Here is a 24098-nt window from a genome sequence, read left to right as displayed (position 1 = left end):
CGCCGGCGGGGGCCGGACCGGCCGGTCAGAACACCTCTCCGGCCTTCGACCAGGGGGTCTCCATGAGGTCCCAGGTCGGGCTGTTGATCGCGATGTCCATGTCACGGGCGAAGACCGCGAAGCCGTCCACGCCGTGGTATGGCCCGGAGTAGTCCCAGGAGTGCATCTGGCGGAAGGGGACGCCCATCTTGTGGAAGACGTACTTCTCCTTGACGCCCGCGCCCATCAGGTCCGGCTTGAGCCGCTTGGCGAACTCCTCCAGCTCGAAGGCCGTCGGGTCGTCGTAGAGGACCACGCCCTCCGCGAGAGCGGGGTAAGTACGGGTGTAGTCGTCCTTGTGCGCGAACTCGTAGCCGGTGCCGACGACCTCCATGCCGAGGTCCTCGTAGGCACCGATGGTGTGCCGGGGCCGCAGTCCGCCGACCGCGAGCATGACCCGCTTGCCTTCCAGGCGCGGCCGGAAGGCGTTCGTGATCTCGTCGAACCGGACCTGGTAGCGGGCGATCGCAGCCTCGGTCTTCTGCTTGATCTCGTCGTCGAAGAAAGCCGCGATCTTCCGCATCGAATCGACGATCTTGGTAGGACCGAAGAAGTTGAACTCGGTCCACGGAGTGCCGTAGCGCTCCTCCATGGTCGTGCAGATGTAGTTCATCGACCGGTAGCAGTGGATCAAGTTCAGCTTCGACAGGTGCGTCGAGGCCATCTCGTTGATCGTGCCGTCACCGGACCACTGGGCGATGACCCGCAGGCCCATCTCCTCCAGGATCTTCCGGGAGGCCCAGGCGTCGCCGCCGATGTTGTAGTCGCCGATGAGCGCGACGTCATACGGCGTCTGCTTGAAGGTGTTCCCGCCGGTACCCAGCACGTGGTCGCGGACCGCGTCGTTGGCGATGTGGTGGCCGAGGGACTGGCTGACCCCGCGGAACCCCTCGCAGCGCACCGGGACGACCGGCAGCTCGAGCTTCTTCGAGGCCTTGCGGGAAACCGCCTCGATGTCATCGCCGATCAGACCGATCGGGCACTCGGACTGGACCGAGATCCCCTTGGCCAGCGGGAACAGCTCGACGATCTCGTCGCAGACCGTCTCCAGCTTCGGGTCACCGCCGAAGACGATGTCCTTCTCCTGGAAGTCGGTCGTGAACTGCATCGCGGCGAAGTTATTCACGCCCCAGGGGCCGCGGGCGTAGTTGCGCCGGGTGGCCCAGGAGTACTGGCCACAGCCGACCGGGCCGTGGCTGATGTTGACGATGTCCTTGACNGGGCCCCACACCACACCCTTGGAACCGGCGTAGGCGCAGCCGCGGATCGTCATGACCCCCGGGCGGGATTTGATGTTGGACTTGACCTCGCACTCCTTCGACCCATCGGGGTCGTTGGCCTTGAGGTGCTTGGCCCGGAACTTGGCCGTCTTCGCAGGGTAGTTAGACAGCACCTCGGCGATCATCGCCTCGGTCTCGGCCTTGATAGGTGCCGGCGTCGTCGTCATGGTCGGGACCTCATCCTCGACGGAGTCGGAGCAGGTGACAGGGTCAGGCGACAGCGGCGGCCTTGCCGATGATGCTCTCGTCCTCCTGCTCCATGATCCCGAACTCGATGAGGAGCTCCTCGAGCTCGTCCATGGTGATCGGCGTCGGGATGGTCTTCATGTCGTTGTCGACGATCTTCTTGGCGAGCTGCCGGTACTGGTCGGCCTGCTCGTTCTTCGGGTCGTACTCGATGACCGTCATCCGGCGCAGCTCGGCGTGCTGCACGACGTTGTTGCGCGGGATGAAGTGGATCATCTGGGTGTTGAGCCGGCGGGCGAGCTCAATGATCAGCTCGTCCTCGCGGTCGGTGTTGCGGCTGTTGCAGATGAGCCCGCCGAGCCGGACACCACCGGAGTGCGCGTACTTGAGGATGCCTCGGGCGATGTTGTTCGCCGCGTACATCGCCATCATCTCGCCGGAGGTGACGATGTAGATCTCCTGCGCCTTGCCCTGGCGGATCGGCATCGCGAACCCGCCGCAGACGACGTCACCGAGGACGTCGTAGGTGACGAAGTCGAGGTCCTCGTAGGCGCCGGCCTCCTCCAGGTAGCTGATGGAAGTGATGACACCGCGGCCGGCACAGCCCACACCGGGCTCCGGGCCACCGGACTCGACGCACTTGATGCCCCACTGGCCCTCTACCAGGACCTCGTCGAGCTCCAGGTCCTCGACCGAGCCCTTCTCGGCAGCCAGCTGGATGACGGAGGTCTGGGCCTTGGAATGCAGGATGAGCCGGGTCGAGTCGGCCTTGGGGTCGCAGCCGACGATCATGACCTTCTTGCCCATCTCGGCCATCGCCGCCATGGTGTTCTGCTGGGTGGTGGACTTGCCGATACCACCCTTGCCATAGAATGCGATCTGGCGCATGCGGTGTTCCTCCTCGGAACGGTTGCCCAGCGCAGGGGGCACCGGTGCCACGACCACGCCGATCGGGCAGGTCGGGCCGCGAGAGCCCCTGGGCTGGAGTCGTGCCGCCGGCCGGGTTTGGCCGGGACATCGGCACAACCGTTAGTTGTTGATCTACCCCGTTGCGTCTGTCAGCCGGGTCCGGGTCCTGCCGGACCCGGCCTAGGACGGCGGGGCCTCCACTCGGGGGGCCGGCACTTCGGCCCGCCCGAGAAGCTCCTGGAAGTCACGGCCGTGCAGGCCGCGCTTCGTCTGGGTCGCCGTGGTCCGGACCCGCTCAAGCAGCGGCTCGATCTCGCTGTCGTCGGCGGTGATGCCGTACTGGGCCAGCGCGTAACGCACCGAGGCCCGGCCACTATGCTTCCCGAACGCGAGCCGCCGTTGCCCGCCGACTTCGGCGGGGTCGAACGGCTCGTAGGTCGACGGGTGTCGCAGCACGCCGTGGACGTGGATCCCCGACTCGTGCGCGAACACCGACTCACCGACCACCGCCTTGCCTACCGGCAGCGGGCGGCAGGCGGCCCGGGCCACCATCCGCGCGAGCCTGCGGAACGAGGTGGTGTCCAAGTCCACCGGCACCTTCAACAGGTGCCGCAGGGCCATCGCCACCTCCTCGAGCGGGGCGTTGCCGGCCCGTTCCCCCAGACCCAGCACCGTGGTGCTAACCCAGGTGAATCCGGCCTGAACCGCGGCGAGGGTGTTTGCGGTCGCCAGACCGAAGTCGTCGTGGGCGTGGATCTCCCACTCCCCCGGGACCGCCTGGACCAGCCGGCCGAGCCGGGTGTAGGCGCTGACCGGGTCCAGCAGACCGACCGTGTCGGCCCAGCGGATCCGGGTGGCGCCCCACTCGCGCAGCTCGCCGGCCAGCTCGATGACGAAGTTGTCGTCCGCGCGGGAGGCGTCCTCCAGGCCGACGCTGAATCGCAGCCCGCGGTCGGCCGCGTCGAAGACGCAGTCGCGGATGCGGCGCCGCGCCCATCCCCGGTCCCGGCCCAGCTTGCTCTTCAGATGCAGGTCGGAGACGGGAATGGTGAGGTGCGCGGTGACAATTCCGCAGGACACCGCGGCATCGATGTCGCGGCGGTCGGCCCGGCACCACGCCACCACGCCGGCCTGGGGTTGCGTCGCGAGGATCTCCCGCAGGACATCCCGTTCGGCGGGTCCCATGGCAGGTATTCCGGCCTCGATCTGGTGTACGCCGATGGCGTCCAGAGCAGCGGCGATGGCAAGTTTCTCGGCTGCGGTGAATGCCACTCCAGGCGCCTGCTCGCCGTCGCGCAGGGTGGTGTCGCAAAACCTGACCGGCGCGGCCGGCTCGACCGTAGGCGCGGATGAGCTGGGAAAACGGGGACCGGGCACTGTCATCACCAGCCGTCGATCGAGAACAGAAGGCCATGGGATCGCCCCCGAACAGTGGTTCTTCGTTTGTCCGGTGGCGACACGAAGAACACTAGGAGCCGTTTATTTCAGCCCTGCAAGCCCCGGTAACTTCGGCGTTAACAGGTATTCCGTCGGGATGACTGGAAGCTTCTCCCGAAAGATACCTCGAAGGATATTCTCAAGGAAAAATCTTTAATTAAAATTTTCCTGGAAACTTTCCCCCGTGGCGCCGCCCACATAGCCCCGGGCGCGCCGCCGAAGTGGTCCGGAGCACACGGTACGCCAGGAAGATCGCCCGATTACGGGGATCCCCCAGCTCCGTCGGCGCGATGTAGATGACAGTAGCAAACGCCCCGTGCAGATGAGATGTTATCGGAACATTCGAACAAGAGTTTCAGCGAGGTACCTGCCATGTTACGTAGAGATGTCGGCGCTATCGATGCTGGTCACGGCGGATGAACAAGATGACTCACATTCATGTTGGCAGCTTCCCGACCGCCGCGCGATCCCGATCACCAGGATTAACTTTTCCGAAACCGACAAGGTCCGTCGTGAGTGGACCTCGCCCGAGGAGTCGGTTATCTTATGGATAACAGTTATTTTCCGCCGGGCGACGCCGGGCGACGCCGACCTGGCAGCACGCAGTGCTTTCCTATGGAGAGCGGAAGGAGCTGGGCGTGTCGGTTCGCGCATACGTGGAGTACTTGGGTTGCCAGTCGGGATGGTAGAGATGACGGACACGCAGATGGTCGGCGTGCCGTCCGACCCGCCGGGAACGTGGGAGGACCTGCGTGCGACCGTAGTAGGCAACAACGGTGTCTTCCGGATCAACATGGGGACACTGCGGGAGATCGGCGGCTATGGCCGATTGGGTACCAACGTGCGGCAGATCCTGAGCCGGAACCTCGCCGGCATCGGTCTCGGGCACCTGCCCACGGAACTACCGTCCTACCAGGACAAAGAGGTTCTGCTCTTCCAGTTCGGCACACCGGCGGCAGAGATCGTCGAGGCGGTCCGGGAGGGCGCCTCCGACGGAGCTGAATCCGCGCTGGTCAGGCTGAACTCCTCGCAGGACATCGCGAAGGTGCGCGACGCCTCACTCAAGGCTGTCGAGCTCCTCTCGATTCTGAACGACCGCTGCCGGGACTGCATGCGCCCGCTGCATTAAGCGACCGGTGGCCGTCACCTCCGTCGCCGGCCTGACGGTCGGCGACGGAGGTGTCTGGTCGTGGCTGCCGGAGGCGGTGGACCGCCAGGTCAACCGGGGGAAATCCGGCAGCTTCGTGTTCGTCACGCCTATGTTTGATCATGGCCGCGAACCACGGCGTGGGAACGACGGCGACAAAGCGTCATCGTGGCGACGGCGCTGTCCCGCTCCGCCCACGCCATCGCCCAGTGGAAGTGGCCATATCGTGGCTGACCGTCATGGTTGGCGGCACGGACCGGGACGGCGGGCGGCGTTTTCCAACGCCACCCGCCGTCTTCGGCATTGAACTCGCCGTTGAGCTTGGCGTTGAACGCCATGAGACAATGCACCGTCGATCGAATCCCGCATCGCCGGGACGGCCCCCGCATTCGCGGAGCGCACTTGCATTTGCCGGAACGCACCTGCGCTGTCGGCCTGCCCCCGTATTTACCCGGCGCCCCGCATTGTTGTTGAGCACTCGCATTCGCCGGACGCCGCTGCACTCGCATTCGCCGGACGCCGCTGCACTCGCATTCGCCGGACGCCGCTGCACTTGCATTGAGCGCCCGGAACAGACGTGGATGCCTTCGGTGGCCGCCCGGTCCGGCGTCCCGTATCCGTGGCGTCAGGGGTGGAGTCAGGCCGCGGTGCCGGTTGTTCCGGCCGGCCCCGTCGACGGAGGCAGGCGGGCGGGATTCGACGCCGGCAATCCGGTGGTTCGACTGTTATCGATGACCACTACCGGGAACTGTACGGCCAGCAGCTCACCGGTATCGGCGTCGACTCACTGCCGGTGGACTGGCAGCGCGAGCAGCTTGAGTGGTTCGCCGCCGACGTCGCCCCCCGAACTGCGTCGCCCCCCGAACTGCGTCGGGCGTATCCGAGCACCCGCTGGGAGCCGCAGGATTCGGCCCAGACCGCGTCACAGGCTTCGACGTAGGCCGCGTCACGGGCCTCGTCACGGGCTTCGACGTAGGCCCCGTCACGGGCCCCGTCACGGGCTTCGACGTAGGCCCCGTCACGGGCCCCGTCACGGGCTTCGACGCAGGTCCCGTCACGGGCCCCGTCACGGGCTTCGACGCAGGTCCCGTCACGGGCCCCGTCACGGGCTTCGACGCAGGTCCCGATTGGCTGACCCCGATCAGCCGAGAGATGTCGGCCGCCGCGGATCGCCGGCCGAGAGCCGACGACTGCTGACGGGGGTCCGCGGCACCACCCACAGGAACGCTCCGAACCCCGGATCGATGGTCGCGCGACGCAACGCCGCCAACACCACGCGTACGTGAAAGGCTCCGCAGGAAACCGAGAAGCCTTTTTCCATACCGCAACCATGCCCCCAACCGACCAAGCGCCGCGACCGGCGCAGGCGTGCCGCTATAGCAAGTGATGAGTGAGCGCGCACTTGCGCTAACTCCAGCCGGCAGCCGAGCTAGCAGGCGGGCGCTAACTGTTGAAAGCGTATCAGCTAGCACGGCAATCACCGCTCGACCACTTCTCGTCCGGCTTATCGAAGGTCAGTCCGTCTCGTCGGACCGGTCCAGTGATACCACCGCCGCGCGACGAGCGGATCGGGCGACCGCGCCGCACCGATCACAATGCACAGCCAGCCGCACATCCAGACATCCGGCCGACCATGAACGCGGTGCCGAGGAGGAACGGTCCCCTCAACGTCGTTGACCGACGCCCGTTCCGGAGCACTCCAGCGGCGGTTCCAGCGCGAGGGNTGCGCACCCCNACGAGGNAGTCCGACACCNGAAGCGGGGGNACCCCTTCTGGCCCCCTCATCGGGAGGTAGGCCATGGCCCGGAACATTCTCGGCTTCCCNGAACACCGTTCCCCGCAGGCGTGTCGGGAATACGGATGACGGGGACAGCCGGGTACAGCGAAAACAGCCCTACGAGGCCCTCCGCAAGCCCCCTACGGGGTTAGTCCGGAGGTTGGCTCGGGGGTTAGTCTGGGGGTAGTCCGGCCTAGGCGCCGGTTCCACCGTCGGCAGCCGTTGCCATCGGCCGCCGGCCATCGGCCATCGGCCATCGTGATTCTCCGCGGCTCGGCTACCCGGTCGGCTACCCGGGGCAGCCGCTCGGACGGTCCGCCGAGAGTTGCCGTTGTTTAATGTTGTGCGCTTTCGTTGCTTCAGCACGATTGCCCGATGTCATACGACGATGATCTGTTGTTGCGGGGGTGGACGCCAGTCGGATGATCGGCGGGGCTGCCGCCGAGGGNGGCCGGGNTTTCTTTGGGTCGCAGACGTGGGTGGATCAGGCGCGGGTGACCTGGCGCCCATGCTGGCGGCGAGGTAGGTGTGTTGTCTGACATGACAGTGGGTAACAGTAGAGCTTCTGGCGACATTTCCTGCCTATCCGTTGTGTCAAGGCAGTGTTCTGTCGGTGCGGGGCGCCTGCGTGCGGGAGGCCGGACTCTCGGGGTCGGTGGTCGACATCGACCTGTTCGGGGTAGGCGAACCGGTGGCACCGCACTGCCCGCTCCCCCCGACGCGGGCGGTGCGACCCGCACGGACCGATCAGGCGCGACCGCCTGTCGGACATCACTCGTCCGCAGGACCCTTCCGCACGACTGTTCCGCACGACTCTTCTGCAGGTGAGGCATGTACGCGGCACGGACGGACGGGTAGGAGTTGACTGACGGCACCTGGNGGCACCCGAGAGGACAAGGTGGACCGATGAGCCTGAGCATCCGCAACCGACTGACCGGAACCGTCACCGACATCACCGAAGGTGCGGTGATGAGCACCGTGACCGTCGATCTTTCCGGCGGGCAGACCGTCACCGCCGCGGTGACCCTTGATGCGATCAAGGATCTCGGCCTCTCGGTGGGGGCCACCGTCGAGATTCTGATCAAGTCCACCGAGGTGGCGCTGGCCACGGGCGGCGTGGACGGTCTGAGCATCCGTAACCGGCTGCGCGGCACGGTATCCAGCCTGGAGACCGGCGGTGCCATGGCCGTCGTGCACATCGCCCTCGACGGNGGCGGCGTGCTCACCGCGGCGATCACCCTGGCCGCCGCGACCGACCTCGCTCTGGCCGCGGGTTCCTCGGTGACTGCCCTGGTCAAGTCGACGGAGGTGGCCCTCGCGACAGCCTGACGGGGCCGGCTGCGCGCTTAACCGCGGAGTCGAGCCGGGTCTTGGTCCCGGGGCACGTTCGAACAGGGGAGAGACGCTGTGCGGGCGACCTTCGTGGTGGGACGGATCGCTGGAGTCCGGATCGGGGTCCACTGGAGCGTGCTGCTCATCTTCGGCATCATCGCGTTCGGCCTCGCGCAGGGCCGCCTCCCACAGGCCTACCCGGGCCATGCCCTGGTGGTGTACTGGGTGGCGGCTCTTGCCGCCGCAGTGGTTTTCTTCGCCTCGCTGCTCGCCCACGAGGTGGCGCACGCCGTGGTGGCCCGGCGCAACGGGGTGGCCGTGGACGACATCGTGTTGTGGCTGCTGGGCGGGGTGGCCCGGCTGAAGTCGGAGGCGTCGAGCCCGGCAGCGGAGCTGCGGATCGCGGGTGTCGGCCCACTCGTCAGCCTCTTGCTGGGCGGGCTCCTCGTGCTGGGCGCCTGGCTGCTCGCCCTGGCGTCCGCGCCCGAACTCCTGGTCGAGGTGGTGGCCTGGCTGGCGGGCATCAACCTGCTGCTCGCCGTCTTCAACGCCTTTCCGGCCGCTCCGCTCGACGGTGGGCGGCTGCTGCGCGCCTTCCTGTGGTGGCGTACGGGAGATCGGCTGCGGGCGACCGCCGGGGCCACCGCGGCCGGACGCGTCCTCGGCTGGCTGCTCGTCGTTCTGGGACTCCTCGTGTTCATGAGAGGCGGCGGATTCGGCTGGCTCTGGCTGGCCCTGATCGGCTCGTTCCTCATCGCGGCCGCCACCGCCGAGGGACGGCAGGCGCAGTTGCGCGGTGTGCTCGCCGGCGTCCCGGTACATGACGCCATGACGACGAAACCGCTCACGGTGCCCGCGGCCCTGACCGTCGCGGACCTGCTGGCCGGCCCGCTGTACCGGTACCGGCACTCGGCGTTCCCGGTGACCGGCGAGAACGGAGTCCCGGTCGGGCTGGTGACCCTGGACGGCGCCAAGCAGGTGCCGCCGGAGAAGAGCGGCACGGTAACGGTAAGCGAGGTGATGGTGCCACTGTCGCGGACCACCATCGCGGGTCCCGACGACCCGCTGGCGGATCTGCTGCCGCGCATGGAGCCCGGCGCCGAGCACCGCGTCCTGGTGATGGATCAAGGCAGACTCGTCGGGATCCTGTCCCTGTCGGACATCAGCCGCACGGTGACGTGGCTGATGAACGCCGCCCCCGGGCCGCGCGAAGTCCCGTGACCGAACCCCACCGCCAACGCGGGCCTTCGGCTACCGCGGTTGGCGGCGGTCAGCGGAGATCGTGGGGTTCCCTGGCGGCATCGTCAGGTTCCCTGGCGGCATAGATCGCTGTTTCGGCGCGGATGGCGGCGGCCACGTTTCGGGCCGCCGCCGCGACCTCGGGGTCAAGTCCGAGGCCTGCGGAGAAGGTATGGCCGCAGATTGCGTAGATGACGAGATGCCGGGGAAGCCAGCCGAGTGTTCGGCTGATCTCGATGGTGTCCGCGAGGCCGAGTGCGTGGGTCGATGGCCCGACGAGATCCGCCGGTAGTGTGCGCTCGTTGGCCGGTATGCGGTGCACAGTTCCGGGCGGGGCCGCGGAATGGGCGGCGTCGATGATCCAGACGGCGTCGGCCCCTTCCCAGGCGGCGAACAGCCCTGTCGGCTCGCCGGCGCCTTCGAGTACGTCGACGCCGGCTGGGAGCGTGCAGCGTAGCTGCCGCGCGACTGCCAGGCCGACGGCGTCGTCGTGTCGGTAGGGATTGCCGATCCCGATGACGGTCAGCCGTGTTCGATGTGGAGAGTCAGGAAGTGGGTCGCACATGAGATGCAGGGGTCGTAGTTGCGGATGGCCCGTTCGCAGCGCAGGGCGAGTTCGGGCTCCGGCAGGTTCATGAAGCGTTCCACCACACCGCGCAGGTCTTCTTCGATCGGACGTTGGTTCTGGGCGGTTGGTGGCACGATCTTTGCGTCGAGGATGGTGCCGTTGTGGTCGATCGTGTAGCGGTGGTAAAGCAGGCCGCGGGGTGCCTCCGTGACCCCGTATCCGGTTCCCGCCCGGGGCGGGGCCTCCAGCGCGGAGGGGTCGGGCTCGGTGTAGTCCGCGATGATCCGCAGCGCCTCGTCGGCGGCGTGGACCATCTCGATGCAGCGCACGATGATGCTGCGGTAGGGGTTGCGCTCCGGTGGGCGCAGGCCGATCTCGGCGGCGGTCTCGCGGGCGGCGGGCGCCAGCCGCTCCGCGCCCAGCGCGAAGCGAGCCAGCGGTCCGGTGAGGTAGGAGCCGCCCGCGGCCAGGGTCGAGTGCAGGGCGTTCGACCAGGGCACCTGTTCTTCGGTGAAGTGCCGGTCGTAGTCGGCCGGGGCGATGTCGAGGCCAGCGGTGGAGGCGATCCGGCCGCGCTCAACGGGGTATTCGCCAGGTTGGTGGAGCGCGACGAAGGTCTGGTGGAGTTCGTCTTCGGGGAAGTCCAGGGCGGCGGTGAATCGGGCCGTGTCCCGGGCGATGTCTCGCGCCTGTTCCAGTTGCCCGACAAGCTCGGTCAGGTCACGCCGGCGTGGTGCCCGGTACCAGCCGCCGACCCGCGCGTTGACGGGGTGGATCGCGCGGCCGCCGATGACCGTCATGAGCGTGTTGCCGGCCTTCTTCAGCGTGAGTCCCAGCTTGACCAGGGCGGGCTGGTCCTGGGCAAGATGCAGTGCGCTGTCGTAGCCGAGGAAGTCCGGTAGGTGCAGCAGGAAGACGTGTAGTGCGTGACTCTCGATCCATTCACCGCAGTAGATGAGCCGCCGTAGGGCGGCGGGTGGGCCGGTGACCGTGACGTCGCAGATTTGTTCGATGGCCGCCAGCGCGCTCATCTGGTAGGCGACCGGGCAGATGCCGCAGATCCGGGCGGTGATGTCGGGTGGCTCGGTGTAGGCCCGGCCGCGGAGGAACGCCTCAAAGAAGCGCGGCGGTTCGAAGATCTTCAGGTGGGCCTCGTCCACCCGCCCGTCGGTGATCTTGATTAGCAGCCTTCCTTCGCCCTCGACCCTGGTGAGTGGGGGAGGTGCGATGGTCCTAGTCGCGCGCATCGGTCTCACCGCTTCCCGAACCCTCGCCGGGGGCGTCGCGGAATGCCGGCGCGGCGGTGTTGAACGTCCGGAACACTCGGTCGACGTTGTCCTCGTTCATCCCGAGGACCCGTAGCTGGCGGATCAACGCGGGGGTGTTGGGGCTCTCCATCGGGCCGAAACAGCCGTAACAGCCGCGGTGATAGGCCGGGCAGATCGCACCGCATCCGGCATGCGTGACGGGGCCGAGGCACGGCGTGCCGTGCGCGACCATCACGCACACCGTCCCCCGCCGTTTGCATTCGGTGCAGACGGCGGACGAGGAGATGTTCGGGCGTCGGCGAGCGAGGAACGCGCTGATGACTTCGAGGAGCTGGCGAGGGTTGATCGGGCAGCCCTGGAGTTCGAAGTCCACCCGGACGTGCGTGGAGATCGGGGTGGAGGTCGCCAACGTCGAGACGTACGCCGGGGTGGCGTAGACGGCCGCGAGGAAGTCACCGACGTCGGCGAAGTTGCGGAGCGCCTGGATGCCGCCGGCGGTCGCGCAGGCGCCGATTGTGACCAGACGCCGGGACGCGGCCCGGACCTGGTGGATGCGTTCCACGTCCTGTTCGGTGGTGACCGAGCCCTCGACGAGGGAGAGGTCGTAGGGACCGTCGACGGTCGCGCTGGATGCCTCCAGGAAGTAGGAGACGTCGATCTCGCCGGCGAGCGAGAGCAGCTCATCTTCGCAGTCGAGCAGGGTGAGCTGGCAGCCGTCGCAGGAGGCGAACTTCCAGACGGCGAGCCGGGGCCTGGCTGGGCTGGTCGGCGTCGGCGTCGGCGTAGACATCGGCATCGGCATCACAGCTCCCGGACGGCGAGCAACGGTTCCAGGCGGTCGTAGCCGCAGACCGGTCCGTCCAGACAGAGCATCAGCGGGCCGAGCTGGCAGCGGCCGCAGTGACCGAGGCCGCAGTGCATGTTGCGTTCCATGGACAGGTGGATGCGGTCGGCGAGTACGCCGGCGTCGACCAGGGCCCGTGCGGTCAGCCGCATCATGATCTCGGGTCCGCAGGTGAACGCGACGGTTCTGGCCGGATCGAAACGCACGTGCGGGAGGAGGGTGGTGACGACGCCGACCCGGCCGTCCCATCCGGGCCGCGCACCGTCGACGGTCACCAGGGCTTGGAGGTCGGTGCGGTCCTGCCAACCGGCCAGCTCCCGGCGGTAGAGGATGTCCGCGGGTGTACGGGTGCCGACGAGCACGACCACGTTGCCGTAGTCGGCGCGCCGTCGCAGGATCTGCCGGACGACCGGCCGCAGCGGCGCCAGCCCGAGCCCGCCCGCGACCACGACGACGTCCAGCCCGGCTGCGGCGCCTACCGGCCAGCCTCGCCCGAACGGGCCACGCACCCCGAGGACGTCGCCCGGGCGGGACGCGCAGATCGCTTCCGTCACCGCGCCGACCGCTCGGACGGTGTGCACAAGCGGGCTGTCGGTACCAGCCGCCACGGAGTCGTCGCCCGCCACGGATTCGTCGCCCGCCACGGAGTCGTCGCCCGCCACGGAGTCGTCGCCCGCCACGGAGTCGTCGCCCATCGCCGGGTCGCAGCCCGTCACGGACAGGGGGACCTCGCCGACGCCGAAAGCGTAGACCATGGTGAACTGGCCGGGTGCGGCGATGATCGGAACGTCGGAGAGCGGCGCGAGTTCCAGGGTCCACGTGTCACCCGTCTCCTGGTGGCGGCGGGTCACCCGGAACGGCCGAGGGGTCATCTCCCCGGCCGCGCCGTCAGCCCTGGCCCGGGTTTGCGTAGACATCGAGCAGCCGCAACCGGGTGGCCTGCAAGCGCTCGATGAGCACCTGCGCAAGGTGGGACAGCACGTCGTAGCCCAGCGCCGGGTCCTGGGAGAACTTCCCGCGTAGGCAGGCACCGTCGATGGCGGTGGCGCGGACCAGCGAGAGGGCACGGGCGTCGAAATGGAGCCGGTACGGCGGGAACAGCCAGGACCAGCCCACCACATTGCCGGCTCCGACGGTCTCGATGGGGACCAGACCCCGGGTCGGGACGAAGGTTTCGATCGCGACCGTGCCGTGCCGGATGACGTAGAGGGTGTCGGCCGGGTCGCCTTCCCGCAGGAGTACGTCGCCCGGGCGGAAGATGGCGTGCCGGGCACACCCGGCGAGGAGGGCGAGGTGGTCCGGGTGCATACCGGCGAAGACGCCGACCTCGCCGAGCGGTGCCTCAACCAACGTCATCGCCGGCCGCGGAGTTCGCTCGAATGGCGGTCAGTTCCTCGGTGACGTCGATGCCGACGGGACACCAGGTGATGCACCGTCCGCAGCCGACGCATCCGGACGTTCCGAACTGGTCGTGCCAGGTGCCGAACTTGTGGGTCAACCACTGGCGGTAGCGGGAGCGTCCGGAGGCACGGACGTTGCCGCCGTGGNGGTAGGAGTGGTCCAGCGAGAAGCAGGACTCCCAGCTGCGCCAGCGCTCCGCCTCACTTCCGGTGAGGTCGCTGACGTCCTCCACCGAGGTGCAGAAGCAGGTTGGGCACACCATCGTGCAGTTGCCGCAGCTCAGGCACCGCTGCGCCACCTCGTCCCACCGTGGATGTTCGAGGTTGTCCGCGAGCAGGTCACGCAGGTCGGCCGCGTCGACGGTGCGTCCCATCCGGTCGGCCGCCCCATCCACGGCCGCCTGGGCCGCGCTCCGGTCGGCGGCTTCGCCCGGGCGCCCCGCCAGCTCGCCCAGTATCTCGACNCCCCGGGGGGTGCCCGCCTCGACGAGCAGCCGGTGGTCACCGGCCAGGACTTCGCTGAGGACCAGGTCGTAGCCCTCCCGCACCGCCGGGCCCGTGTTCATCGACACGCAGAAGCAGGTCCCACCCGGCTCGTGGCAGTTCACCGCGACGATGAACACATCGCTGCGGCGAGCAGCGTAGTCGCGGTCGGCGTGGCGCCCCCCGAGCAGGATCCGGTCCTGGGTCGCGATGGCCTGCAGCTCACAGGAACGGACGCCGAGGAATGCCACCGCTGCCCGCGGTAGCGGTTCCTCCGCCACCTCGAAGCCGCCGTCCCCGAAGCCGCCGTCCCCGAAGCCGCCATCGCCGAAGCCGCCATCGCCGTCGCGGCGGGTCGTCAGCAGGCGCAGCCGGGGCGGCAGCAGGTTCTGCTTCCACGAATGCGGCCCCACCGCGTAACCGAACAGCGCCGCGTCGCGACGACGCTCGAGCCGGTAACGACCCGCCTCCTGGACATCGGTCCACCCCACCGGGAGCTGCGCCGCGCTACTGATCTTGTCGTACACGATCGCGCCATCCCGCACCGTCGGGCCGACGACCTGATACCCGCGTGCACGCAGCACGTCAACGAGCGTCCCGAGCACCGCCGGCTCGACGACGAGCTCGGCCACACCTGCGTCCGTCACCTCACCCTCCACTCCCCGGACAGCGGTAACCTTCTGTGGCGAGTTCCATACCCCTGGGTGCCGTCGGGGAACATGCGCTTCAGGTGGGGATCCCCGCCCTGGTAGCGATGGACGCCGCGGACGGCCCGACCGCGATCCGCGCCGCCGGCGGCGGGTTGTCGACCGAGGCTTGCGGGACCGGGTCTTGCGGGGATGTGCCCGTCGTCCTGGCGCCGCGGCGGCTGGAGCCGAAGACTGGACGGCATGAAGTCGTCGGCTGATCCCTGGGATAGGCCGGTACGGGTCGTAGGTGCCGCCGGTGGGGTGCTGTGGCGGCCCACGCGGGACGGGCGGCAGATCGCGGTCGTGCACCGGCCGCGGTACGACGACTGGTCCCTGCCCAAGGGCAAGCTGCGTCGGCGGGAACATCCGTTGCTCGGTGCGTTGCGGGAGGTCGAGGAGGAGACTGGTTACCGGGCCTGGCTCGGGCCCCCGCTCGGCGAGTACCGCTACCTGACGGACGGCGGCAGGACGGTGAAGACGGTCCGGTACTGGGCGATGCAGGCCCGTTCCGGCACGTTCGTCCCCACCCGGGAGGTGGACAGGCTTGCCTGGCTGGCGAAGGGGGATGCGGCGCGCCGGGTCAGCTACGACACCGACCGCCACGTCCTCGCCGAGTTTGGTCGGCTGCCGGCGGGTCGGCTGCCGGCGCCGACGGCCGCACTCGTCGTCATCCGCCACGCTCGGGCCGCCCACCATCGGCGCTGGGACGGGCCTGACCGGCTACGCCCGCTCGATGAGCGCGGCCGGGCCCAGGCGAACGCACTGGTGCCGCTGCTGACCAGCCTGGGGATTCGCCTGTTGATCAGCGCCGACCTGCCCTGCTGCACCGCCACGCTCGCCCCGTACGCGCGCGCGGCCGGGCTCGCCGTCGAACCGGAGCCGGCGCTGGCGGACACCGGCTATCCCGGATCGGAGGCGAGGGTGGTCGCTACCTTGATGGGGCTCGCGGCGTCCGGGACTCCGACGGCGATCTGTAGCCAGCGCACCATCGTTGCCGACCTGATCCGACGGCTCCTGGACGGCTGGTGCTGGCCGGTCCCGGACCAGCTCGGGGTACGGGAGGGCGGCTTCTGGCTGCTGCACTGCCCTCCCGGCAGGCTGGTCGCAGCGGAACGTCACGATCCCGTAGCATGATTAGCCTGACGGTGCGTGTTTGTCACGCATGCAGGGTTGAACCCGTCGTCCTTTTCAGCCGGTGCCGCTGCGGGCCTCCTCGGGAGGGTGGCGGACCTCGGCGTCCGGTCCCGGGTAGACGAAGCTGACGTGCCCGGTGTCGGACCAGCGGACGGTGAACGGTGGGTCGCCGGCAGGCGAGCGCACCTCAAGGATCTCCCCAAGGCGGTCCGGTTGCGTGACGGTGGGACGGTGGACAACCAGGGTGTCGCCGGGATGGGCGCGCATCGCCCTACGCCGGGGCGGCAGTTCGAGCGCCAGCTCGACGGGCTCCTCGCCGGTGGTAGCCAGCGGTGGGGCCTCGCGGTGGGGGGCAAAGACCTCATCGGCGAGCGGGTGTACCAGCTCGGCCATCTCGTGCTCGGTGCGGATGAGCAGATCGTCGACGGACAGCAGGCCGACGAGCCGGCGGCCGTCGACGACCGGGAGCCGGCGGATCGCGTGGTCACGGAAGATTTCGTAGGCCCGTTCGAGGTCAACGCCGGACGGTACGGTGATGACCTCGGTGGTCATGAGGGCGTCGATCCGGCTGTCCGTCGGGATACCGCGGGCAACGCCGCGTAGCACGATGTCGCGGTCGGTGACGATCCCGACCAGGCGGTCGTTCTCCATGACGAGGAGCGCGCCCACGCCCTGCCGTTCCATCTGCGCCGCCGCGTCCCGAACCGTGGTGGACCGCTCCACGGTGACCGGCAGCCGGACGATCGTGCTACGAATGTCGGCCATGCTTNCCCCTCCAGGAAGGTGCTCGCCCCCGGGCAGTGACCCCTGGCCCCAGCCCCGCGCCGGCCGAGCAGCCCCGCCGCGGACGTCCGCGCCTGCGACCTGGGCAGACCCAACAGATCGGACCAGTTCCGCCGAGGGCGCTGGCGTTCCATGCTCGCCATCTGGTTGTTCCGTCCTGGCGGCAGGCAGCTGCCCGGCCCAGCCGGCGCCACACACGCCCGCCTGCCGGACGCCGCCGGCCCGTTGTAGACGGGTCCAGATGCCACCGGATGAGCGTCGCCAGACGGTCGCCGAGTCGCGCGGGTAAGGTCACAATCTTCTCTTCTCCCTAGAAGAATGCAGATCATCACCCAGCGTGTCCATTCTGACCACTTTCAGTCTCTACCCACGCCTGGCTCGCCCGAACCACAGACCGGCCAGATCCAGGCCCACGACGGGCTAGCTCGCCCCGGCCGCTCCATCTCGGCAGGACGCCGATGATCGCCATCTATCCGCTCAGGTGCGCGCTGCCCCCGGTCGGATCACCCCCACGGGCGTGGGGAGGACCGAGGTGGTATCTGCCCGGCAGAGCGGGCAGGCACAGTAGTGACCAAAGCTTCACCGTATGCTTTCGCCTGGATCAGGGTTTCGACATGAAACTGCTCGCTACGCGGCACCGGGCATCCCTCCACCTGGCACCCGCCACCCCCGCACCGCCCGACGCCTCCCACCCGGGCCCGTCCCGCACGGGCCCGTCCCGCACGGCCGTGTCCGCAGCCGACCTCGGGCTGCTGCTGCTTCGGATGACCTTCGGTCTGCTGCTCGCCGGGCACGGTGCGCAGAAGCTCTTCGGCATGTTCGGCGGCCACGGCCTCACCGCGACCGGCAAGGGATTCGCCCAGCTGGGTTACCATCCCGGCACCTTCTTCGCCGGGCTGGCCGGCGCGTCCGAGTTCCTCGGCGGCCTCGGCCTGGCGGTGGGCCTGCTGACTCCGTTGGCGGCCGCGGCCGTGATCGGTGTGATGATCAACGCAATGATCGTGACCGCACCAAACGGACTGTGGGAAACCGACGGCGGCATGGAGTACCCGCTGTGCGTCGCGGTGGTCGCGATCACGGTGGCTGCGGTCGGTGCCGGGCGGCTGGCGCTCGACCGCCTCTTCCGGCGGCGCGACGGCGGGCTGCCCGAGGCGGCCTTCGCCCTCGGCCTCGGCGGCATCAGCGCCGCCATCGTGCTGGCGGTCTAGACCGAACTTACGTGATCTTTCTCTGCCGAAAGCGGCCGTGGCCAGAGTGTTCGAAGAGTTCGAGTCGGCACGCTCGAACCAGCGTTCGAAAGTGGACTTACCTTTACAAGAACAACCGCTCTTCCCTAGGGCCTGCAGACCACCGTTGCCCGTAAACGTAGCCAAACGATGGCTCATTACCGTACTCTTACCTGTGACATAAGGTGAGGGAGTAGTGACGTGCTTTTGGATGGACCGGCAGCGCGCATCCCCGCCACCGCTGCGTCGACCGCCGGCACGTCGACCGCCCATCCGCCGACGACCGCCTCGTCGACGACCGCCTCGTCGACGCGAGACGCCGACCCGCTGCCAGAACCGTCGGCCCTCGGTCAAGCCGTCCTGCTCGGGATGGAGATCGACGGAGTCCAGCGACAGATCCAGCACCTGACCGACGTGCTGAAGCAGTTACGCCGCCACCGCCAGCACTGGGAAGCCGGTGGCCGGGCCGAGCAGAGTGTGGTCCGAGTGCTGGTCGGTATGGACGACGCAGGGTGGCACGTGCTGCCGGACCGACGGTGGCCAGGCACCCGCCGGGCCAACATCGACGTGATCGTGGTGGGGCCTGGCGGAGTCTTCGTGGTAGACGTGAAGAACTGGCGAGAGATCACCGTCGAACGCGGCCGGTTATGGCGTGGCGACGCCGACGCGGACGACGACGTCCGCAAACTTCTGGATCAGACCGTAGCGGTGGAGGAGGTGCTGGTAGAGGCAGGTCTGCCACCGACCGAGGNGGTTCCGCTGCTGGTTCTGGCCAGGCGGAAAAACGTCCGGGCACAACTCGACCGGGTGACGGTGCTCGGCGAGCAGGACCTGACCCGCGACCTGGCGCGTCGTGGCGCACGCCTGGCACCGGACCTCGTTGAACAACTACTGGACCGTCTGGCACGCGGTTGCCCGCCGATGCCCCGCGCCGCCGCCGTCACCACCGTCACGGTCGCCGAGGCGCCGACCTCACGGTCTGTCCGCCGTCCGGTCGCGCGCCGGGCAGGTCCCTCTTCGAACGGTACGGCCGCGACCGAAAGCCCAGCCGCTATCGAGCGTCCCACTCAGGCCTACTGTCCGGCTCCGGCCGGGCGTCCGACTTCTTCCGAGCCGCTGTCGCCGCCCGAGCAATCGGTTCCACCAGATCAGGATGCGCTGCTGAGCCGCGAGGAGCTGTGGCAAGAACTTCTCGACGCCGCCGCCCGAGAGCCGATCGAGACGTGGATGACCTGGCTGCACCCGACGCAGGCCCGCCTGGCCGGCCGGCAGTGGTCGGGTCCGGCCCGCGTCCGCGGCGCAGCCGGTACCGGCAAGACGGTTGTCGCGTTGCACCGCGCCAAGTATCTGGCCGCCCGCGGGGAACGGGTGTTGTTCACCTCGCTGGTGCGTACGCTGGGGCCGGTCTACCGCGCACTGCTGACCCGGATGGCCCCCGAGCACGTCGACCGGATCGAGTTCGCCACCGTCCACGCCGTCGCCACACNTTGTCTTCGCGAACACGGCTTGGCAGACCGGCACCAGCAGGAGGCCGCCGACACCTGTTTCTGGCGCGCCTGGGGGCAGGTCGGGCAGTTCTCGGTTCTGCCCGGGCTCGGCCTGGCTCCCGGATATTGGAAGGACGAGATCGCGACAGTCGTCAAGGGCCGAGGCCTGACCGACTTCGAGCAGTACGCCAAGCTGGCACGCGTCGGGCGCAGCACTCCCTTGCAACCGACCCACCGACGTGCGGTGTGGGAGCTGTACGAACGGTACGAGCAGCTCCGGACAGAGCGCGGCGTCCTCGATCGCGACGACGTGCTGCTCCTGGCTCGCGACCTGGTGCGCGAGAGTTCCGACACCCGGTACGACGCGGTGATCGTTGACGAGGTACAGGACCTGACGTGCGTCGGTCTGCAACTGCTGCATGCCTTCGTCGGCGACAAGCCGGACGGCCTGCTCGTGGTCGGCGATGGCCAGCAGTCCATCTATCCCGGCGGTTTCACCCTCGCCGAGGCCGGCGTCGCCGTCGTCGGACGCTCCACCGTGCTCGGGAGAAACTACCGTAATCGCGAGAAGATCCTGCGCTACGCTCAGGCGGTAGTCGCCGACGACAGCTTCGACGACCTCGACGGCGTCCAGGAACGCGGGCGGCGCGAGGTCGACGTCGACCGGCCGGGAGGCGAGATCCGCGAGGTCACGGTGTCGGGCACCGTGGCGCAGGATGCGGCGCTCTGCGAGCACCTCGTGGAATTCCATGACAATCGGAACGTCCGTTACGGCGATATGGCGGTGCTCGTGCCGACGAACGCCGCGGCTGCGCGGTGGCTGCGCGTCCTCACCGAGCGGGGCATTCCAGCGGTTTCCCTCAAGGAGTATGACGGAACCAGCTGTGAGGCGGTCAAGGTCGGGACGTACCACCGGGTCAAGAGCCTCGACTTCGCCCATGTCTGTATTCCCGACCGCAACCTCTTCCCAAAGCCGCGGCGGCCGTCCGAATCGGCCGACGCGTTTCGCGAGCGAACCCAGTTGGAACGCCGACAGATGTACGTGGCCATCACGAGGGCACGAGACAGCGTGTGGGCCGGTATCCGCGAGGTACCCGACTCGGACCACTCGATCCCCGCCGAGATCGGACACAGCTCCAGGTAGGAACTCTGGTTCGATTCCCCCCAAAAGCGGACAGTGGTTAACTGGTTTGATATATTTAGGTAATATCCGTGCGCCACCGTCTCCGACATGTGACGCTACGTACGCGAGATACGCTTCCATCACTAGCTCTGGGGGGAGAGGTGTTGTGGCCCTCATGCCTGTGACTCGGATGGTTGAACGGCCCCATCCGGAACAGGGAATACGGAGATCAAGGAAGCGATCGTTCCTGTCTATTGAGACTTCCACGCACCCGTTTACTGGTCCGATCGGGTAGAAAAATTGNCCAGGAGCGCAGCCGGCAGTCGAGAAAATTCCGGCCGGAACGTGCGGTGTTCTCTCCACGCCGGCGCACGCAGAGATGCCTCCTGCTAACTCCTGTTTGCCGATGGCCGGGTTTTTCTCGAAACCATACGAACCTACTCCAGCCAGGAGAGGTTTCCCGCGCAAGCCAGAATGGAGCAGACCATGGCGGAAATTGATCTCGGATTGGCCACGGACTGGGATGAGGGCGACACCCACGGCCGAATCAGGTTGAGGCAGAACCAGAAGTACCCGAACTCGCCCAAGAAGGATGTGCTCATCAGCTCACCGGTGAGCATCGAACTCTCGGTCAACACAAACTACTCCACCTCCCAGGAAGCCGACAAGATCTTCTTCACGACCCACCACGGCAACCAGAAAAAGATCATCGCAGTACTGGACTCCAACGGAGACCTCTACATCGCTGGCCGCGTGATCGAAGGGCAGTCGAACCTGTCCTACGAGTAGCCCGACAGCTCGGGGTGGGCCGGCACCGCCGCGCCCACCCCGGCACGGACGTCGCTGCCATGCTCGCCCCGCTGGGCCGGCGGCTGCTGGTCGTCGACCCGGCCGAGGTCGACGACGACCTGGTGCGCGACGTCACCGAGATCCTGACGTCGCTGTGCGCCCGGCCGCACGCAAGCCTGACACTGTCCGAACGCACGTTCACCTGCCAGTCCTGCGGGCTGGTAGGCGACCGCGACCTGAACGCCGCGGTCAACCTGTCCAACCTCGTCGCCGCCAGTACNTCGGAGACNGTAAACGCCCGTGGAGCCGACCGTAAGACCCCGTCCGCGGGGCGGGCGGCTGGGAAACGGGAACCCGGNACGGCTCCGGCCGGTCAGACCGGGAGTGCCTCACCGCAAGGTGAGGCGGCATGAGCGCCGCTATCGGGCGCTCTTATGCAACGGTTACTCCGATCCCCACGTCACTCCCCTATGTCCCCTCCCCTGTGTCCCCTCCCCTGTGTCCACGCCGCGATGTCCCGGTCCGACGCGATGCTGTGAGGGCGCGTGCTCGTCGAGTCGGCCGCGTTGTCCGGCCTCCACACACGGCCGAACACCTGGTAGGACTGCCCCCGGGCACCGAGGAGGCGGCCCCGCCAGCACCGGGACTGGCGGATAGGAGGCCCTTCCGCGTCTGACGCGGCCCCGCCGCCCATCGGCCAGCCAGGTGGCGGTGCTCATCCAGAAGCATAACCGGCAAGATCATTATGCTCCGTCCGTCTGTGGCTACATAACGAACAACCCAGCCCCCGCCAGGTCGGGCGAAGCCCGACACTCGGGGGTCCGGGGGTCGCCCCCCGGGCAGGCATAACGGCCGATGGCGCAGCCGATCAAAGATCGGCAAGCAGCCGAAGCCGGCGCGTGGAGACGAGGGGACTCGAACCCCTAACCCCTGCCTTGCAAAGTCGGTCCGGTTCGTCCACGGGCGTCCATGGATGTCCGCTGGTGCGGCCCAGAGCCGGTGTCGGTTCCACTGGCGTCCACCGTGGTCCGCCCCGGTCTGCCGGCTGGGCTACACGGTTGGCTACACGAGTCGCTGCCCGGTGGACGGGCTGTCGTCGCTGGCCGGCTCGCCGGTGTGCGTGAGAGCGATTGTCTGATGTCGTACCGCGATGGTCTGTGTGCCCGGGTGGGGGTGGACACTGTCGGCGTGACGGGCGGGGGCGTCGTGGATGACGACGGCGGGTGGGATTTCTTCGTGTCGTACACGGTTGTGGACCGGCCGTGGGCGGTGTGGGTGGCGTGGGCGTTGGAGGAGGTGGGGTTCCGGGTTCTGGTGCAGGCGTGGGACCTGGTGCCGGGCACGAACTGGGTGGCGGGGATGGATGAGGGGGTGCGGCGGGCTCAGCGGACGGTGGCGATCCTGTCAGAGGCGTATACCCGGTCGGTGTTTGGGGCTGCGGAGTGGCAGGCGGCGTGGGCCGCGGATCCGAAGGGCGAGAAGCGCAAGCTGCTGGTGTTCCGGGTCGCGGATTGTGATCGTCCGGGGTTGTTGGGGCAGGTGGTGGGCGTCGATCTGTTCGGCTGTGCGGAGCAGGCGGCGCGGGCGGAGTTGGTGAGCGCGGCACGGTTGGCGGTGTCGGGGGGGCGGAACAAGCCGGAGGTAGCTCCGCCGTTCCCGCCGGATCTGCGGGCGGTGCCAGGGCGGGCGACGTTCCCGGGTGGGGTGCCGGGGGTGTGGAACGTGCCGGCACGGCTGGGGCAATTCGTCGGCCGGTCGGGGCAGTTGGAGGAACTGGCGGAGGCGCTGCGGGGCTCGTCGGTGGTGGCGCTGGCCGGTATGGGCGGGGTGGGAAAGACGTCGTTGGCGGTGGAATACGTGCATCGGCATGCGTCGGATTTCGATGCGGTGTGGTGGGTGGAGGCGGAGCAGTCGGACACGGTGGCGGAGCAGATCGGGGCGTTTGGGGAGGCGTTGGGGTTGCCGGTGGGGGTGGAGCCGGCGGGGGTGTTCGGTGAGTTGCGACGGCGGGGGNGGNGGNGGNTGCTGGNGTTCGACAACGCCGAACAGATCGGCGCGGTGGCGCCGTTTCGTCCGTCGGATGGGCGAGGTCGGGTGGTGGTGACGTCGCGGCGCGCGGGCTGGCGCGCGGTGGGTGCGGTGGTGGAGGTCCCGACGCTGTCCCGGTCGGAGTCGGTGACGCTGCTGTCGGGTCGTGTTCCGCGGGTGGATGCGGTGACGGCGGATCGGATCGCCGAGCTGTTGGGAGATCTGGCGTTGGCGGTGGAGCAGGCGGCGGCGTTCTGTGAGCAGACCGGTACCCCGGCCGGGGAGTTCGCCGAGCTGTTGGAGGAGCGGTTGGAGGAGGTTGTTGAGCTGGGAGAGGTGGCGGAACGGGCCAGGGTGACGGTGGCGACCTTGTGGGAGGTGTCGGTCACCCGGCTCGCCGTGGAGATGCCGGCCGCGGTGGAGCTGTTGGAACTGCTGGGGTTCTGCGGTCCCGAAGTGCTTCCGCTGGATCTGTTCGCGGGCCGGTCGGAGTTGCTGGGTGACGGTTCGCTGGCGGTGGCGGTGGCGGACCGTTTGGCGTGGACCCGGGTAGTGGGTGCGCTGGTCGGCTATGGGCTGGCCAGCCGGGACGTGGACGCGGTGTCGGTGCACCGGCTGGTGCAGGCCACAACCCGTCGGCGCACCTCGGACGATCGACGACCGGTGGTCCTCGCGACGTTGCTGCGGCTGCTGCGCGCCGACCTGCCCGGTGACATCGTGCGTTCTCCGCAGAACTGGCCCCGGTGGCGGGAACTACTCCTGCACGTCCGCACGGTCGTCAGTCGGGTGCCCGATCCGGGCGAAACGTCGCGCGGCCCTGAGAGCGCGGCGCCTATGGAGATCGTTGATCTAGTGTGGTTGTGTGACCGGGCCGCGACCTACCTTCAGGAACACGGCCAGGCCGGGGAAGCACTGCCGATGTTCCAACGG

At 68.4% G+C, this 24098-nt stretch carries 18 protein-coding genes and 2 pseudogenes; 9 read left to right on the top strand and 11 right to left on the bottom strand.

From position 1 onward, the window contains the following. Positions 1-25: 25 nt before the first annotated feature. The 3 genes from nifD to nifV form a co-directional block, all read right to left on the bottom strand. Complete coding sequence (gene nifD / locus ALLO2_RS00965; protein WP_011438841.1) at positions 26-1486, bottom strand: nitrogenase molybdenum-iron protein alpha chain; 1461 nt, start codon at positions 1484-1486, stop codon at positions 26-28. 43 nt (positions 1487-1529) lie between these two features. After that, the gene (gene nifH / locus ALLO2_RS00960; RefSeq protein WP_011438842.1) at positions 1530-2393 is read right to left on the bottom strand and encodes a nitrogenase iron protein; all 864 of its coding nucleotides are present in this window, start codon (positions 2391-2393) and stop codon (positions 1530-1532) included. A gap of 201 nt (positions 2394-2594) precedes the next feature. After that, positions 2595-3800 (bottom strand): homocitrate synthase, encoded by a 1206-nt coding sequence (nifV, locus tag ALLO2_RS00955; RefSeq protein ID WP_035729057.1) that lies wholly within the window; start codon positions 3798-3800, stop codon positions 2595-2597. A gap of 742 nt (positions 3801-4542) precedes the next feature. Here nifV and ALLO2_RS00950 point away from each other — a divergent pair. Further along, positions 4543-4980 carry a hypothetical protein gene (locus ALLO2_RS00950; protein WP_011438844.1) on the top strand — a complete coding sequence of 146 codons (438 nt, stop codon included), beginning with the start codon at positions 4543-4545 and terminating at the stop codon, positions 4978-4980. A 128-nt stretch (positions 4981-5108) separates the two neighbouring features. On the opposite strand, the gene ALLO2_RS25265 is transcribed toward ALLO2_RS00950, so the two are convergent. Next, entirely contained in the window at positions 5109-5336 is a 228-nt protein-coding gene (locus ALLO2_RS25265; RefSeq protein ID WP_041258067.1) for a hypothetical protein, read from the bottom strand. 2345 nt (positions 5337-7681) lie between these two features. On the opposite strand from ALLO2_RS25265, the gene ALLO2_RS00945 reads away from it, so the two are divergent. Continuing rightward, the gene (locus ALLO2_RS00945) at positions 7682-8104 is read left to right on the top strand and encodes a molybdopterin-binding protein (RefSeq protein WP_011438847.1); all 423 of its coding nucleotides are present in this window, start codon (positions 7682-7684) and stop codon (positions 8102-8104) included. A 78-nt stretch (positions 8105-8182) separates the two neighbouring features. Then, positions 8183-9328, top strand: coding sequence for a site-2 protease family protein (locus ALLO2_RS00940; RefSeq protein WP_023840000.1), 1146 nt, complete (start codon positions 8183-8185; stop codon positions 9326-9328). A gap of 49 nt (positions 9329-9377) precedes the next feature. Here the strand turns inward: ALLO2_RS00940 and ALLO2_RS00935 are convergent, their stop codons facing one another. From ALLO2_RS00935 to ALLO2_RS00910, 6 genes are read right to left on the bottom strand one after another with little or no spacing between them, the layout of a single operon-like run. Continuing rightward, positions 9378-9911, bottom strand: coding sequence for a hydrogenase maturation protease (locus ALLO2_RS00935; RefSeq protein ID WP_011438849.1), 534 nt, complete (start codon positions 9909-9911; stop codon positions 9378-9380). Beyond that, positions 9869-11161 (bottom strand): Ni/Fe hydrogenase subunit alpha, encoded by a 1293-nt coding sequence (locus ALLO2_RS00930; protein WP_023839999.1) that lies wholly within the window; start codon positions 11159-11161, stop codon positions 9869-9871. Before ALLO2_RS00930 ends, ALLO2_RS00935 begins: the two co-directional genes overlap by 43 nt. Next, entirely contained in the window at positions 11148-11972 is an 825-nt protein-coding gene (locus tag ALLO2_RS00925) for an oxidoreductase (RefSeq protein WP_049761148.1), read from the bottom strand. The genes ALLO2_RS00930 and ALLO2_RS00925 overlap by 14 nt, the downstream gene beginning before the upstream one ends. Positions 11973-11983: 11 nt before the next feature. Then, a complete protein-coding gene (locus tag ALLO2_RS00920) occupies positions 11984-12943 on the bottom strand; it encodes an FAD/NAD(P)-binding protein (protein WP_023839998.1) in 960 nt (319 codons plus the stop codon). Continuing rightward, positions 12915-13382 (bottom strand): cyclic nucleotide-binding domain-containing protein, encoded by a 468-nt coding sequence (locus tag ALLO2_RS00915; RefSeq protein WP_011438853.1) that lies wholly within the window; start codon positions 13380-13382, stop codon positions 12915-12917. Before ALLO2_RS00915 ends, ALLO2_RS00920 begins: the two co-directional genes overlap by 29 nt. Continuing rightward, a complete protein-coding gene (locus ALLO2_RS00910; protein ID WP_035729325.1) occupies positions 13369-14556 on the bottom strand; it encodes a 4Fe-4S dicluster domain-containing protein in 1188 nt (395 codons plus the stop codon). The genes ALLO2_RS00915 and ALLO2_RS00910 overlap by 14 nt, the downstream gene beginning before the upstream one ends. Before the next feature lie 243 nt (positions 14557-14799). Between ALLO2_RS00910 and ALLO2_RS00905 the strand changes: the two genes are divergently transcribed. After that, complete coding sequence (locus ALLO2_RS00905) at positions 14800-15732, top strand: NUDIX hydrolase (RefSeq protein WP_023839996.1); 933 nt, start codon at positions 14800-14802, stop codon at positions 15730-15732. Between the two features lie 54 nt (positions 15733-15786). On the opposite strand, the gene ALLO2_RS00900 is transcribed toward ALLO2_RS00905, so the two are convergent. Beyond that, a complete protein-coding gene (locus ALLO2_RS00900) occupies positions 15787-16497 on the bottom strand; it encodes a DUF1918 domain-containing protein (protein WP_011438856.1) in 711 nt (236 codons plus the stop codon). Positions 16498-17129: 632 nt separating this feature from the next. Here ALLO2_RS00900 and ALLO2_RS00895 point away from each other — a divergent pair. The 5 genes and pseudogenes from ALLO2_RS00895 to fxsT form a co-directional block, all read left to right on the top strand. Beyond that, the gene (locus ALLO2_RS00895; protein ID WP_035729052.1) at positions 17130-17723 is read left to right on the top strand and encodes a DoxX family protein; all 594 of its coding nucleotides are present in this window, start codon (positions 17130-17132) and stop codon (positions 17721-17723) included. A gap of 219 nt (positions 17724-17942) precedes the next feature. Further along, entirely contained in the window at positions 17943-20372 is a 2430-nt protein-coding gene (locus tag ALLO2_RS00890) for a UvrD-helicase domain-containing protein (protein WP_035729049.1), read from the top strand. Between the two features lie 465 nt (positions 20373-20837). Next, positions 20838-21140, top strand: coding sequence for a DUF6342 family protein (locus tag ALLO2_RS00885; protein WP_023839993.1), 303 nt, complete (start codon positions 20838-20840; stop codon positions 21138-21140). Between the two features lie 50 nt (positions 21141-21190). Further along, positions 21191-21553: pseudogene (locus ALLO2_RS23800) on the top strand (zinc ribbon domain-containing protein); the annotation flags it as partial. 586 nt (positions 21554-22139) lie between these two features. Continuing rightward, positions 22140-24098, top strand: a pseudogene (fxsT, locus tag ALLO2_RS27910) (FxSxx-COOH system tetratricopeptide repeat protein); the annotation flags it as partial.

Origin of the sequence: Frankia sp. Allo2, assembly GCF_000733325.1 — a bacterium.
GTDB classification, from domain to species: domain Bacteria; phylum Actinomycetota; class Actinomycetes; order Frankiales; family Frankiaceae; genus Frankia; species Frankia casuarinae.
The sequence above is the reverse complement of the archived record's forward strand: the minus strand, read 5'-3'. Positions and strand labels throughout refer to the sequence as shown.

What these genes read in the sequence shown, in the direction of transcription:
- nifH (WP_011438842.1), bottom strand. Translation starts at nt 2,393, where the DNA reads ATGCGCCAGATCGCATTCTATGGCAAGGGTGGTATCGGCAAGTCCACC.
- ALLO2_RS00950 (WP_011438844.1), top strand. Translation starts at nt 4,543, where the DNA reads ATGACGGACACGCAGATGGTCGGCGTGCCGTCCGACCCGCCGGGAACG.
- ALLO2_RS25265 (WP_041258067.1), bottom strand. Translation starts at nt 5,336, where the DNA reads ATGGCGTTCAACGCCAAGCTCAACGGCGAGTTCAATGCCGAAGACGGC.
- ALLO2_RS00935 (WP_011438849.1), bottom strand. Translation starts at nt 9,911, where the DNA reads ATGTGCGACCCACTTCCTGACTCTCCACATCGAACACGGCTGACCGTC.
- ALLO2_RS00930 (WP_023839999.1), bottom strand. Translation starts at nt 11,161, where the DNA reads ATGCGCGCGACTAGGACCATCGCACCTCCCCCACTCACCAGGGTCGAG.
- ALLO2_RS00925 (WP_049761148.1), bottom strand. Translation starts at nt 11,972, where the DNA reads ATGTCTACGCCGACGCCGACGCCGACCAGCCCAGCCAGGCCCCGGCTC.
- ALLO2_RS00920 (WP_023839998.1), bottom strand. Translation starts at nt 12,943, where the DNA reads ATGTCTACGCAAACCCGGGCCAGGGCTGACGGCGCGGCCGGGGAGATG.
- ALLO2_RS00915 (WP_011438853.1), bottom strand. Translation starts at nt 13,382, where the DNA reads ATGACGTTGGTTGAGGCACCGCTCGGCGAGGTCGGCGTCTTCGCCGGT.
- ALLO2_RS00905 (WP_023839996.1), top strand. Translation starts at nt 14,800, where the DNA reads ATGAAGTCGTCGGCTGATCCCTGGGATAGGCCGGTACGGGTCGTAGGT.
- ALLO2_RS00900 (WP_011438856.1), bottom strand. Translation starts at nt 16,497, where the DNA reads ATGGCCGACATTCGTAGCACGATCGTCCGGCTGCCGGTCACCGTGGAG.
- ALLO2_RS00895 (WP_035729052.1), top strand. Translation starts at nt 17,130, where the DNA reads ATGAAACTGCTCGCTACGCGGCACCGGGCATCCCTCCACCTGGCACCC.
- ALLO2_RS00885 (WP_023839993.1), top strand. Translation starts at nt 20,838, where the DNA reads ATGGCGGAAATTGATCTCGGATTGGCCACGGACTGGGATGAGGGCGAC.